This is a genomic window from Paenibacillus allorhizosphaerae (genome assembly GCF_042659105.1).
In the GTDB taxonomy this organism is placed as follows: domain Bacteria; phylum Bacillota; class Bacilli; order Paenibacillales; family NBRC-103111; genus Paenibacillus_G; species Paenibacillus_G allorhizosphaerae.
On sequence record NZ_JBHSRV010000001.1, the window covers coordinates 224,090 to 237,089 of the forward strand.

Annotated in this window: 13 protein-coding genes; 4 read left to right on the forward strand and 9 right to left on the reverse strand. The window is 48.4% G+C overall.

Features of this window, described 5'->3' with window-relative positions; genetic code table 11:
• Window positions 1-137 precede the first annotated feature (137 nt).
• Together ACFQI7_RS00860 and ACFQI7_RS00865 are read right to left on the reverse strand one after the other, a co-directional pair.
• Window positions 138-515: a hypothetical protein gene (locus ACFQI7_RS00860; protein ID WP_218096520.1), complete on the reverse strand. Its 378-nt coding sequence runs from the start codon at window positions 513-515 to the stop codon at window positions 138-140.
• A 157-nt stretch (window positions 516-672) separates the two neighbouring features.
• Window positions 673-1,935 carry a YbfB/YjiJ family MFS transporter gene (locus ACFQI7_RS00865; RefSeq protein WP_230414571.1) on the reverse strand — a complete coding sequence of 421 codons (1,263 nt, stop codon included), beginning with the start codon at window positions 1,933-1,935 and terminating at the stop codon, window positions 673-675.
• A gap of 114 nt (window positions 1,936-2,049) precedes the next feature.
• On the opposite strand from ACFQI7_RS00865, the gene ACFQI7_RS00870 reads away from it, so the two are divergent.
• Entirely contained in the window at window positions 2,050-2,931 is an 882-nt protein-coding gene (locus tag ACFQI7_RS00870) for a LysR family transcriptional regulator (protein WP_218096521.1), read from the forward strand.
• 51 nt (window positions 2,932-2,982) lie between these two features.
• Here the strand turns inward: ACFQI7_RS00870 and ACFQI7_RS00875 are convergent, their stop codons facing one another.
• Entirely contained in the window at window positions 2,983-3,930 is a 948-nt protein-coding gene (locus ACFQI7_RS00875) for a helix-turn-helix transcriptional regulator (RefSeq protein WP_218096522.1), read from the reverse strand.
• 100 nt (window positions 3,931-4,030) lie between these two features.
• Between ACFQI7_RS00875 and ACFQI7_RS00880 the strand changes: the two genes are divergently transcribed.
• Entirely contained in the window at window positions 4,031-5,221 is a 1,191-nt protein-coding gene (locus ACFQI7_RS00880; protein WP_218096523.1) for an MFS transporter, read from the forward strand.
• Window positions 5,222-5,261: 40 nt separating this feature from the next.
• Here the strand turns inward: ACFQI7_RS00880 and ACFQI7_RS00885 are convergent, their stop codons facing one another.
• Window positions 5,262-6,710, reverse strand: a complete 1,449-nt coding sequence (locus tag ACFQI7_RS00885) for an aminotransferase-like domain-containing protein (RefSeq protein ID WP_218096524.1) — start codon at window positions 6,708-6,710, stop codon at window positions 5,262-5,264.
• A gap of 98 nt (window positions 6,711-6,808) precedes the next feature.
• Between ACFQI7_RS00885 and ACFQI7_RS00890 the strand changes: the two genes are divergently transcribed.
• Window positions 6,809-7,723: a DMT family transporter gene (locus ACFQI7_RS00890; protein ID WP_218096525.1), complete on the forward strand. Its 915-nt coding sequence runs from the start codon at window positions 6,809-6,811 to the stop codon at window positions 7,721-7,723.
• 176 nt (window positions 7,724-7,899) lie between these two features.
• On the opposite strand, the gene ACFQI7_RS00895 is transcribed toward ACFQI7_RS00890, so the two are convergent.
• The 4 genes from ACFQI7_RS00895 to ACFQI7_RS00910 all read right to left on the reverse strand — a co-directional run bounded on the left by ACFQI7_RS00895 (window position 7,900) and on the right by ACFQI7_RS00910 (window position 10,968).
• Window positions 7,900-8,169, reverse strand: a complete 270-nt coding sequence (locus ACFQI7_RS00895; protein ID WP_218096526.1) for a CD3324 family protein — start codon at window positions 8,167-8,169, stop codon at window positions 7,900-7,902.
• Window positions 8,166-9,104 (reverse strand): hypothetical protein, encoded by a 939-nt coding sequence (locus tag ACFQI7_RS00900; protein WP_218096527.1) that lies wholly within the window; start codon window positions 9,102-9,104, stop codon window positions 8,166-8,168. The genes ACFQI7_RS00895 and ACFQI7_RS00900 overlap by 4 nt, the downstream gene beginning before the upstream one ends.
• Window positions 9,105-9,686: 582 nt before the next feature.
• Window positions 9,687-10,271 carry a hypothetical protein gene (locus ACFQI7_RS00905; RefSeq protein WP_218096528.1) on the reverse strand — a complete coding sequence of 195 codons (585 nt, stop codon included), beginning with the start codon at window positions 10,269-10,271 and terminating at the stop codon, window positions 9,687-9,689.
• 232 nt (window positions 10,272-10,503) lie between these two features.
• Complete coding sequence (locus ACFQI7_RS00910; protein ID WP_218096977.1) at window positions 10,504-10,968, reverse strand: Lrp/AsnC family transcriptional regulator; 465 nt, start codon at window positions 10,966-10,968, stop codon at window positions 10,504-10,506.
• Between the two features lie 148 nt (window positions 10,969-11,116).
• Here ACFQI7_RS00910 and pcaD point away from each other — a divergent pair, with 148 nt between their 5' ends.
• Window positions 11,117-11,944: a 3-oxoadipate enol-lactonase gene (pcaD, locus tag ACFQI7_RS00915; protein ID WP_218096529.1), complete on the forward strand. Its 828-nt coding sequence runs from the start codon at window positions 11,117-11,119 to the stop codon at window positions 11,942-11,944.
• Window positions 11,945-12,107: 163 nt separating this feature from the next.
• Here pcaD and ACFQI7_RS00920 read toward each other — a convergent pair whose 3' ends face one another.
• A complete protein-coding gene (locus ACFQI7_RS00920; protein WP_218096530.1) occupies window positions 12,108-12,935 on the reverse strand; it encodes a helix-turn-helix transcriptional regulator in 828 nt (275 codons plus the stop codon).
• Between the last annotated feature and the right edge of the window lie 65 nt (window positions 12,936-13,000).

Here is a 13,000-nt window from a genome sequence, read left to right on the forward strand (position 1 = left end):
CGACCGATATACTGACGCAATAGAAAAGAGATTTCTGACAAAACGGATGAAAATATTCTAGCGCATATTGCTGCATTGGAATCGTTCTTCCGACCATCAAATCACTTCTCGGTATTCAAGCATGAAATGTCAAGATGTTATAAAACGAGATCCGCAGGCGGCAAAGTTTCGATGAAGACGGCGTCTATTTCTTGTTGTCCGTTCATTAATGCTTTTGCGATTCGATGTCCCCCGTCGATTAAACACCCGTCCGCCGTGAATAAAATCGGATACTCCATTTTCGCCTCAATAATTCGCTTGCAATGGCTCGCGACATTTCGAATGGTTGGAACGGATGTACTCCCAAAACCGAACCAACAATCCTGATCGAGTTCTTTTATTGAATCGATGTTGACCTTTGTAACAGGCAAGTTTTCGGACATCTTCCATAGTTTTTCTACGTCCCATACATGTCTTTTACCGTCGATCATTCTGGAATGTTTGTGCTTCATCTGTGCTAGCGACTCTTCTATCATTGATCTCACCTCTATTCAGGAATCATATTTTTACAAGTTCAGGACCGAAATCTGAGAGATACTGCGCGTTAAAAGCCAAAGGACTGCCGTGTGGCAGCCCTATCTTCAGTCATCTATTCCTTAGTGTAATAAAAATGATGCAAAGTAACAATAATCTTTACACTTTCTCATTAGCGAGCCGTTGGCGTTTAGCAAGCTTTTGTTGGATGCCTCCGTATATACATGCCAACGCGGCGGAGATTCCAATAAAAGCGGCGCTTGACGTCACGCCGATTTGCAAACCGTACCCATCAACAATCCAGCCTCCGAACAAGGGGCCGATAATTTGCCCGGAAGCAAAAAATGCGGTAGCAATACTTAGACAAGCGGCGTATGCGTCATTAGGCACGTTACGGCGAAGCAGCGCAGTCGTCATAAGCGGCGGAGTAATAAACGATACGAGCCCAATGAGCACGCCGCCTAGTGCAGTAAACACTACACTATCTGTAATGACGCCAAGTACTCCTATGCTCCCTAGCGTTAATCCCGCTGCAAGCGTATAGCCGCTCGGCCATCGGTCAATCGCCCGGCCGCCTAGCCAGCCGTTGAATAAACCGGCGAATCCGATTCCGGACCAGATCAACCCGGCATATAGCGACGGAATCCCTAGAGCGACGAGATAAGGAATGAAATAGGTGAAATAAATAATGTATCCCCAGCCAAAGAAAAAATAGGAAACAATTAAAAACAATAATGTCTTCGGGTTAAATAAAAGTTGGTATACATTCGCACGTTTCTTGAATTGCGGACCAGATTCCTTGTGCCACTCTGCTGATGCGGCTAACTTCCTTCGAATCACCGCCTCAAAGCCGATCGATGAAAGGATGCCAAAAATCCCCATAGCTACCCAAGCAAACCGCCATCCGCTTAAATGCGAGGGATCAATCGTATAAGGAGCCAGCAAACCGGTTACCATGATTCCGGCCGACCCGCCTAACCATATGATTCCCGATGCAATGCCGCGCTGAATCGGATGAACGGCATCCAAGGCAATAGATAATACCAGCACCGTGGAGAAAGCCGATAACAAACCGATGACGAAGCGCCACAGCCCCAGTTGGAGGAAGTCATGACTGAAAGCCGAACCGATCATAGTCATTCCCAAAAGGATGCACGAGAGTTTATTAAGGAAATGCTTTCCGTATGGAGCCCGGGCGAGCATGAGCGGCAAACATAAAGTTCCTGCCAAATAACCGATGAAATTCACGGTGCCCAAAACACCCAATTCACCGTAGCTCCCTCCCATTTCCCTTTGAATCCCCGGTAAAAACATGCCATAGGAAAGCCGCGAGAAACCAAGGATGACGGCAAACAAAAGCGATGCCCATAGGGTAATCCAACTGAACGCGGATTTATAATTACTGTGTACGACGACGCTCAAGATCTCGCCACCTTCCGGAAATAAGTATTGACATCAGTGTAAGACACCATATAATGTTTGTAAAATTGAATTATTTGAAGGTTTGATTCAAATTTCTTAAATCAGGTGATGAGAATGGATCTAAGAATATTAAAAACGTTTGAAACGATTGCCCGACTTGGTAATTTTCAAAAAGCTGCGGAAGAACTGCAATTCGCTCCGTCCACGGTTACACTTCAAATTCAGCGTCTTGAGGCGGATCTTGGGGTATCCTTGTTCGTACGCGAAGGCAAGCGCGTCATTCTTACTGAAGCAGGCCGATGGCTTTCGCAGGAAGCTTCCGTGCTGCTTCAATCAATCTCATCTTTGCGGCAAACCGTGTCGGACATTGGCGTCGGGGATGCAGGAACCATCCGCATGGCTGCTATTGAACCGGCTGCCAGTCAAAGGCTGGCGTCGATCGTAGCGAATTTTTGTAAGGATCGGCCGCAAGTGCAGTTTACGATGGAGGTGAGCGGCAGCAGATCCATCGCGGAGCGGGTTCGGTCCGGGCATGTGGATTTCGGCATATGCGCGGCGCCACCGGCAAACTTCATGCTGACGTTTGAGCCGCTATTCGAGGAAACGCTCGGGGTACTGCTCAAGGCTGACCATGTTCTAGCCAGTCGGAGCAGCATTGCAACGCATGATCTTGCCGGACTTACCATCCTGCTAAAAGAACAGTCCTGCATCTATCGGGAGCTATCCGAGAAAACGATATTTCAAAAAGGAATGCATTTTCATTCGGGGATCGAGGTGGGGAGTTTTCAAGCCATCGGGCAAATGGTTCAATCCGGACTTGGCGTCGGGATCGTTCCGACGTATAGCGGTTTGGAATGGCGAAGCTCCCTCGTGATCAAGCCCTTCTCCGATATTGATCCAACCGTAGCCATAGGGATGATCTACAAAGATAAGAGCAGTCTGGGCAAAGCAACATTAATGCTCATGAACGCCATCCAGAGCGCATGCAAATTATAAGCACCAATACCAAAAGGGATTCACTTATTCAACCGGTGAATCCCTTTCGCGCTAATCATATTTGGACATAATCTCGGCGAACAGCCGCTTCATGTAACTGATCAGCTCCGCAGGCTGCTTTACGGTAGCCTCATTGCCAAGTCCGATGAAAAATCTCGCATAAAAAGCGAGGTCGTTCTGAGGAATCGGTCCTTCCAACCATCCCGTGCCGTCTTCCCGTACATGCAGATGCGATCCGAGCCATAACACAGCCTCGCACATTTGAACGCCTTTTTGGCTCAAATCCGCATATAACCCGGTTATCGCCTTCTCCGTACGGAAAAACGATTCTCTGTTTCCAAGGTGGACATGCCGCAGATCCATTGGTTCCGTACCTTCCGTATCGAATGACGCCGAATGAATCCGATCGCAGCGAAAGATTCGAAAATCTTTGCGAAGAAAGCAATACGCTGGACAAAACCACAAGCCGTTATTGGCATAAATGCCGATTGGCTGTATGTGACGGCATGCTTCGTCGCCCCGCGACTCGTATTCGATGAGCAGCACCTTTTGCTGAACGGCCGCTTCGAGCAGGATCGATAAAAAAGGAGATTCCTGCTGTCTCGTCGGTGTCACGAAGTCCACCCTATTTTTCATTTGATCGATGCGGTCGCGAACGTCCCCGGACATGTGCAAGTAAAACTTGTCCAATGCGGAAGCAGATTCCGTCTCAAAGGGCAGCGAAGAATAATGACGAAGCGCATACACAGCAAAAAACATGGCGACAGCCTCTTCTTCGGAAAAGGCGATGGGAGGCAAAATCCGTTCCTTCAACACCTGGTAACCGCCGTGCGGCCCGACCTCCGAATAAAGCGGCACACCGAGCTCGCTCAATTCCTGCAAGTCCCTTAGCATCGTTCTTGTCGAGACGCCGAACTCCTGGGCCAGCTCTTTCACCGTAAATTTTCGTTTTCGGTTAACCGTCATCATCAGTTCCAGCAAACGTTTCGATTTTGGCATGAACCCGGCTCCAATTATTTTTGATTTCGTGACAATTATTGTCACTATTATGCCCTACAATAAGATTCGAGGTCAAATCGAAAAGGAAATGGTGAACAGAATGAATAAAATTGTCGTGTTGTTTTTTCTTATCATGTTCGTGATCGGTACGGATACGTTTCTGATATCTCCCCTAATTCCGACGCTGCAAACGATGTTTGGCGTTCGAACCGAGGTAGCGGGTTGGATGATGGGAGCTTATACGCTCGGTTCGGCGGCGTTCGCCCTGATCGCCGGTCCGTTATCCGATGGATGGGACCGGAAAAAAGTGCTGCTGACCGGCCTTAGCTGCTTCGCCGTTTCAACATTCTTGTGCGGTTTTGCCACGGATTTTTGGACGATGTGCTTATTCCGTTTTTTGGCAGGAGTCAGTGCAGCGTTTACAGCGCCGCAAGTATGGGCATCGATCCCGACGCTGTTTCCTCCGGCCAAGATCAGCAAAGTGCTGGGCGTCGCCTACGCAGGGCTTGCCGTATCTCAAGCACTCGGCGTACCCATCGGAAGCCTATTGGCGTCCGGTAATTGGTCACTACCTTTCTGGACCATCGGCATCTTCTCACTGCTGCTTGCGGCTGCAGCCTATTATGCCGTGCCTGGCATGAAACCGCAAGGGCTGCAAGGAGCGAAGCCGTCGATCTTCAAAAGATACGTTCCCCTGCTGACAAGCGGCACAGCAAGAGGCACCTTCCTCGCCTACTTCTTCGTACATCTGGGAAGCAGCGCTGCTTTTGCTTTTCTCGGGAAATGGATGACTGACAGCTTCCATCTTTCAGTTGACGAAACCGGGTATGTCATCATCTTCTTAGGGCTCGGCAACTTCCTCGGCAGCTTATGCGGTCCTTATGTGTTCAAAGCGTTAAGTCAATTGCAGACGATGACGGTTGGGATGTTTGTCGTTATCGCAGCTTATATTGCACTGCCTTATGTGTCGTCGGTTCATGTAGTCAAAGCGTTGTTCTTTCTCATTTTTGCTATTCTAGGAATATTGTTCCCGCTCATGGTTGGTCTGCTGAACAGTTTGAATCCGACCATCCGCGGTACGATTTCCAGTCTGGCGACATCGACCATGAATGCAGCGACGACGTTCGGAGCTTGGATGGCCGGCATGCTTTACTCGTTGTTTCACGGCTATTCCGCTGTAGGCCTGTTTACGGGGATCTGCCTGGCATGCTCGCTGCTTGTATTTATCTCGAGCGGCGTTCTGTCGACACAAAGGGAAAAAGCCGACTCGCGAGCGGAATCTGCAACCTAAGTTTTCCCGCACGGCTTCGGCTTTCTCAATATCTTTAACGTTAACAACTTCTCAATTCACCTGCAGCAGCAATTAACCTCCGTATCCCTTCTTCCATTTGCAATTCGTTGATATAGGAATAACTGAGCCTGATCCATGGTTCGATTTGTCCGAGCGGATCGCAAATGCTGCCGGGAACGAAAGCAACCGACAGCTCCAAGCAGCGGGCCAGCAATTTCTCTACGGGAAAGCCGTCCGGCAGTTGTACCCATAAATTGAGCCCTCCGCTCGGACTCGTCCACCGCCAGCCGGTTCCAGCCAGAAGCTGTTCCATCTTCTCTTTACGGAGCTGAAGCGCGATTCTCAGCTTCGCTACATGCTCTTGAAGCCGGCTGGAAAAGAAATAATGCTGGAAAATTTTTTGATTAAGCAAGGGCGTTCCGTTGTCTGCGAGCGCTTTTACCGGCGCGATGCCGTTCATCAGCGACGGCCGTGCCGCCAGCACCGAAATCCGCAGTCCTGGAGCGACGTATTTGCTGAAGCTGCGGATATAAATGACGTATCCCTCGGTATCATAATAAAATAGCGGGGGTGGCGGCGGGTCACCGAAATAGATGTCATGATACACGTCATCCTCCACCAAAATACATTGATACCTTTCCGCGAGTTCAACCAGCATCTTGCGTTGACCGGCCGGTACGGTAAAGCCGGTGGGGTTGTGAAACGTCGGATTCATATAAAACAGCCGCGGCTTCTCGCGCTTCATCACTTGTTCCAAGTGCTCAAGATCGTACCCTTCCGGCGTAATCGAAATAGGGATAAGACGAATGTTTTGCTGCACGAACACATCGATCGCCGGGCTGTAGGTCGGCCGCTCTATCAATACTTTATCGCCTGGCTTGACGAGTGACCTGGACACCAGGTCGATCGCTTGCTGGGAGCCGGTTGTAATCATTAACTCATCAGCGTGAGCTGTAATCCCCTGCTTTTGCATAAAAAAAACGGCCATCGACTCCCTTAATTCCAGATCGCCCATGACGGTAGAATACGTGCTGAGCAGCTTCGGATATAGGTCAAATATTTGTTTGACGTAATTCGACATATACATATTCGGAAGCAAGTTGGGATCAATGAGCGCTTCCGACATTTGGTAATCAACCGGCAGGCGATGAATATCCGCCAATCTGCTGCGGTTCGTATATACTTTCCTGGCCTGATAATCCCAAGGTTGGTCAACACCAGAATCAACCTGTGTCACGCCGGCCGCCGCTCCGCGAACGAAACACCCGGATTTGTATTTTACTTCGACAATCCCGTCGTCCACGAGCTTCTGATACGCCTTCATAACCGTCAAGCGATGCACCTTCAGCCGTTCGGCCATCGCCCGTACGGACGGCAGCTTGTCGCGAGTTGTCCATTCTCCCCGCTGTATTCCTTCCAGCACAACGTCATACACGGTTTTCACTCGTTTTCCAATTTCCGCCGTTTCCGTCTTCCCTGAGGTCATCATGTTTTACTCCTTTTTGCAGCTGATCCGTATATCTGTTCTATTTTAGAGCATCTGTTCTATCTCGTAACCATTATAGTATACAAAAAGGAGGATGTACTATGATTATTTTTAATTATTTGCTCATGTGTGCCATATTTGGTACGACGTTTCTGTCGATCAAAATCGGCGTAGAAGCGGGGCTGCCGCCGTTTTTTTCCGCCGGAATCCGGTTTTTGCTTGCCGGATTGCTTATTTTCTTATGGATGCTGTGGAAAAAGAAGGTCAAGCTATCGCTATTGCTGCACAAAGAGTTCATGCTGATTGGACTAGCGAGCACTTTTATGACATTCGCTGCGCTGTACTGGGCGGAACAGCACATCGATTCCGGTATCGCGGCAATCCTGTCCGCTACCGGCCCAATGATGATTTTGATGCTGCAAACCGTTGTGATGCGTAAACCCGCCAATTGCAGTGATTTTATCGGGTGCGGTATCGGTTTTGCTGGGGTCCTACTTCTCATTTTGCCGAAACTAGTTCTTGGCAGCAATGCCATCTGGGTGTGGAGCTGCATCGTTGTATTGCTCGGAGAACTCGGTTATGCCGCAGGCAGCCTGTACACGCGCAAAGTGATGCTTCGCATCAAGGACACCTCGTCGGTGGCGATTAATTCTGTGCAGATGTTATACGGCGGAATGGCTCTAGTTGTACTGTCGCTTTTTACTGAGCATATGAACGAATTCCCGCTGCAATCTTTCCCCGCGCTGGGCTCGTTAATGTACTTGATTATCGTAGGCTCCATGCTTGGACACAGCTTGTATGCATGGCTGCTGAAAGCAACGAATGCGGTATTCCCCTCCACTTGGCTTTACATTTCTCCCGTCATCGCGATGGGATTAGGCGCGATCGTGTATGGCGAATCCGTATCCGCCTACTCCGTTGTCGGCACGGCTCTGATACTGTCTGGCATTATTGTTACGAATCTGCACGAGCTGCGATTGCTCAAAACTCGCCGAAGCGCCCGATCGGCCGCCTGAAGATGATTTTTTTTAAAAAAAATATGTTTACATAATATTTATTATGTTAATTTATTATGCCGTCATAAAGTAATTTGCATTTTGTCCGTTCCTTTCAAGTTCAGTTTTGAAATAGTCAGCTTTAAAAGACGAAGGAGCCTCCGTGAAGGAAGCTCCTCGTTACCGTACCTGTCCGCTTAATCCGTATGGGTCTCATACAAAATGCCTCTGATTCGTTCTTCGCTCAAATGATACATTTCAGCTAACTCCGTTATTCCGATCCCATCCATGTATCTCTGATAAATTTCTTTGTTTCTTCGCTCCATTTCATCGCGCGTCCCGCTCTTCTCTCCCCATGCTTTGCGTTCGGTCTGAGGAATATACAAGTGCTCGCCTCTTACGTATTTCTGAATTTCTTGAATCAAGCTTTCAGGCAGCACGTCGCGCGCATTTTTGTACCTTTTCATTTTCGCTCCCCAATAGTTTTGGTTAATGCGAAGAAATTGCTGCGGATGTCATCGAAGCCTTCCCTTACCATAAGCGTAAAGATGTCCGCATGCTTTAACGACATTAACGAATGAACGACGTGCAAATCAAGCTGCTTCATGGAGTATAGCACGCCTTGCAAAAACTGTTTTTTTTCTTGTCGAGACAGAGCGAATTGCGGGCGGAAATGAAGATTGAATGCTGTTGCCGAAAGAACGTCGCTGGTCGGATTCACTCTTTTTACTTTGTAATAAGCAAGTGCGATGAATGGTTCCTGATCGCTGCGCAGCGATAAAAAAACAAGGCTGGGGTCTTTCGCCTTAAACTGATGCCTGAAAATCGCCGCGTTCTGCTTGTTGCCGTCATCAATCAATATTTGACAGACGCGGTCTAACTCTATGGATTCGACGGTAATATTGTCGGTGTTCAAGCCTTCGGGAATATCCCAGTCCGTTAAAGAAAGACGGGTGGAAATCCGCATGTATTCATCGGTCGTGCGAAAGCCTAGACGTTCTAAAGTGAATATTTCACGATTACGAAGCTGTCCAAATTCCGTAAAAGCAAAGTAACCTATGTGTGTTCCCCCCCTTTCGGTGATGACATCTTCGCATTTTTCCAATAGATCAGAAAGGATACGCATGTTGTCGGAATCGGACGGTTGTATCGCGTAGATCATTACACCGTCTTTTCCCCTTAGATCAAGACCCATGAAAGCAATAATTTTGGGGCCTGCTTCTGCAATAAATCCAATCCTCGCCTGCGGCTGTGACTCCGTGCTTGGAAAAAACCATTCCTGTATATGAGCAGCGGTTCGATACGGGATCTTGTCATTTTCCTTTTCCGTTAACAACGTGCGTATCTGTTCAAAATCTTCATGAGGCGTAATTTGTCGTATAATCGGTTCTGTCGTTGGCACTATGATATCACTCCCTGTTTTAAGATAATATTATTATGCCAGTGACACACAGCACTTAAAATCTCGTTAATTTGTATAAAAAAACTCGAACGAAAAGCTTAAGCACCGTGCCCGCTTCCCATTCTCTTCCTACACCTATTATTTTCCCATATATCATAATAATGCCTCGCCTTACAGAATTCAAAACATATTCAATCGCATCTACCCTTGCTGACCGATAAAGAAGAAAACACCCACTACCGCCGCTACGCCTAAAAACCAGCTCATGGCAATGCGCAAGCCGGGTTTCGGGCCGTCCCGCAACACTTTGATTCCTAACGGGATAAGAGCGATACAAAGACCGATCACAGCCACGATCGATAACGGTGTGGTGCCTTTGAGCACCCCTAACGGGCTGATCTTACGGAAAATGCAGGTTCTTTCTTAATGTTTTCTTAGAAAAGGCAAATGAAGAAAGAGCCCCCACCTGGAGGCCCCTTCGGTATTATCGATATTCACGGCCGATCTTCCCCGGATGACAAGCGCCCCACCAATACGGCTGCGTCAATTCACGAGGAATGAATCAGGCGCTGGACGCTATGGTTATTGTTTCTTTAGCGCCTCGATCGCTTTGTTGATTTTTTCGTCGGTTTGTCGAACAACCGTGTTTACATCTGCGCCGCTATCCTTAGCGACCTGATTGCCGGAAAAGTTGAACGCGAGCGGAAGCGCAAACAGCTTGCCGCTATCCGAAAGCTGTTTTACGATATCGATTCCAGCAGTCTCGGGAGCTCCAAGATTAACATTATTTTGCTTGATCAGTGAGGTCAAATCTTGTGCCGCCTGTAATTCCACCACTTTTGCTACGGTTACCGGGCCTGCATAAATAATGTCCGGCAGTTTATCAATCGCTATGAGCTGGGCTAACTTTTCCGGATTATCCTCACGAACAAGCGTCAACGTTATATTTGGATATTTTTTCTTGACCGAATCGACCACCCATTGATTGAATTCGTCATCCGTCATCTTGGCCGAAGTTTGCAGAAAAGACAACGTGAGCGGTTCCGCTGCCGCCGTCTTTGCTTTAAGAACTTCAGGCTTCGCTTCGTCTTTGACCCCAGTACAGCCTCCCACAATGAATATCGATAAGCTCGTCAACATGATTCCGAATCTCCAAGGTGTCTTCATTTTACAGTTCCTCCCCTTACGGTTTGCAAAGTGCTTTTCCTTTGATATTGCCGAACGCAAAAAAAAGAGACACCTTTACCGTGAGCTGTTCGCTCAAAATAAAGGTGTCTCCGGCGGTCCGGTCGAAATTTCAATTCCAATTGGAATGGTATGAATTAACGTTGTTCATCATACCACTCACGCCATTTGCGGTCAACCGATTTTATGCATCATCGCGAGTTTATTGCTGTTGTTATGGTTGAACCAGTGAAATTCCGTTCGATGCTGCATTATTAGCAACAAGACTCTTATCTTCAAATGCCGTCGAGAGAACAATTAAAGGTGTTGTAAACCCGAATGGATTGCAGGAATCGAGGAACTTGGCTAGCGTTTCGCTCGTTTCTGTCGTCACTTTCATCAAATAATTATACTCGCCGCTAATTCTATAAAGATCGATAACCTCGGGAGCCGTTTCGCTGAAAGCAAGGAAGTCCTTGCAGTTGTTGGTTTTAAACAAAACGAATGCGGTTGTATGCTTCCCCAATTTTTGCGGAGAGAGCTCCGCCCGATAGCCCTTGATGACCCCTTGCTCCTCCAGCTTCCGAACTCGTTCCGTTACGGCCGGCTGCGACATCGCGATCATACGGCTCATCTCGGAAATGGGAATCCGTGCGTTATCGTGCAGCACCGACAAAATTTTATAATCGATTTGATCCATCATTGCAACACCTCATTTTTAAAAGTTAGTGTCCTGTAATAAATAATAAAATAAGTTTTTACGAACGATACTCCTTAACATTCTTATTCAAATTGTACGTTAACTTTAATAAAATGTCACTAACGAACTATAAAGGGGAATGAGAAAAATGACAATGACACTAAACGAGACTGTATCGGCGGAAGCGTTAAGATTTTATACGGCGGGTGACGGCAACCGTATCGCCTATCGAATCGATGGAGCGGACCATAGGCCGGTGCTGGTTCTCGCGAACTCCATCGGCACCACGCTCAACATGTGGGATGGACAAATTCCGGAGCTGACGAAGCATTTCCGTGTTCTCCGCTACGACTTTCGGGGGCATGGCGCCTCGGACACCCCTGCTGGAGCGTATTCGATTGACAGGCTGGGACGGGATGTGATCGAATTGCTCGACGCGTTGCATATTAACCGGGTGCATTTCATCGGATTATCGTTCGGCGGTGCCGTTGGACAATGGCTCGGCATCCATGCTCCGGAGAGAATCGACCGTCTGGTTCTAAGCAATACTTCATCCTATTTGGGACCGGCCGACCAATGGGATCGCATGATCGCTTCCGTGCTGCAAGCCGATAATCTATCGGAACTTGCCGACATGTTCATCGGCAATTGGTTCCCTCCACATATGTTGGAAACGGAGAGTGCCGTCGTAACGTCGTTCCGCTCCATGGTTCTCTCCACTCGCCCGCAAGGGTTTGCCGGAGTCTTCGCTGCGATCCGCGACTTGGATATGCGCCGGACGGCGTTACTAATCAGCAGCCCGACATTGGTGATCGCGGGTCAGTACGATGCGGTGACGCTCCCAAGTCATAGCGAATTAATCGCGGCAACGGTCCCTAACGCCAAGCTGGTCAAGTTACCCGTAGTCCATTTGTCCAATATCGAGCGTCCCGCCGACTTTTTAAGCGTTGTAACTGAATTTTTGCTTTCGAAATAAAGGTATGGTGCGGGCTCACATGCGCAAATGAAATTGGCTGGCGGATCTACTCGATCCCCAGCCTTCAATCTCAAACCATATATTAGAGATGGCGACGGCTCGCTCCCCTTCATAGCGCTCTCCGAGCAGCCTGCCAGTATGCGAATACTTGTGGTATCCAATGCTAATTCGCGGACAAAAGCTTGGTCAGCTTGGCGGACGTGTCCGGCGAACAAGTATAAATGATCACCTTCTGGTCGGCATCCGTAGGAACTTCCAAAGTAACGTGATCGAATTCGAGGATCCCCAGGATGTGGTGATCCATCATTTTATGTCCATCCGAAATTCCATTCACATCATGCTGCGGCCACCAGAAGCGAAATTGTTCGCTGCTCTGATGCAGGTCCTCGATCAATTCCCCGAACCATGGATCGCCCGGGTAACGCGCATAACTTGCACGAAACTGGGCGATCTGCATTTGCGCATACTTCTCCCAATTCCGATGTGAACGCAGCACGGGATTCGTGAAGCTTCGCCATATCATATTTTGCGAGTGCGGAGGTGCAATATCTGAAAAGGAAAACACAAGCTCCGCCGCTTTGTTCCACATCAATAAATCCCATCGTCTGCCGATGACATAGGTAGGATGTGGATTCAGCGCTTTTACGGCTTGCGCTAACGATTGGCTGACGGTCTCCTCCGGTGGTGTGTACCGATCTGTCGATGACTGCGGCTGTGCCAACAAATACAGATGCCGCCGTTCGGCGAAAGTCAGACGCAGCGCCTGAGCCAAACTATCCAATACTTGCTCAGAAGGTTGAACGTCTCTTCCTTGTTCCAATGCGATATACCATGATGTGCCGATATTGGCTAACTGCGCTATTTCCTCGCGTCTGAGCCCCGGTGTCCGCCGACGGGTTCCCACGGGAAGGTTCACATCCGACGGGGACAGACGGGCTCTTCTTGTTCTTAAAAATTCGGCCAATGCTTGCCGCCTTTCCCGATCATCCATTGCGCCGCCTCCGTATCCTGATACTTTCAATCCTACGATAAACTAAATCTGGTACTACGATAAAA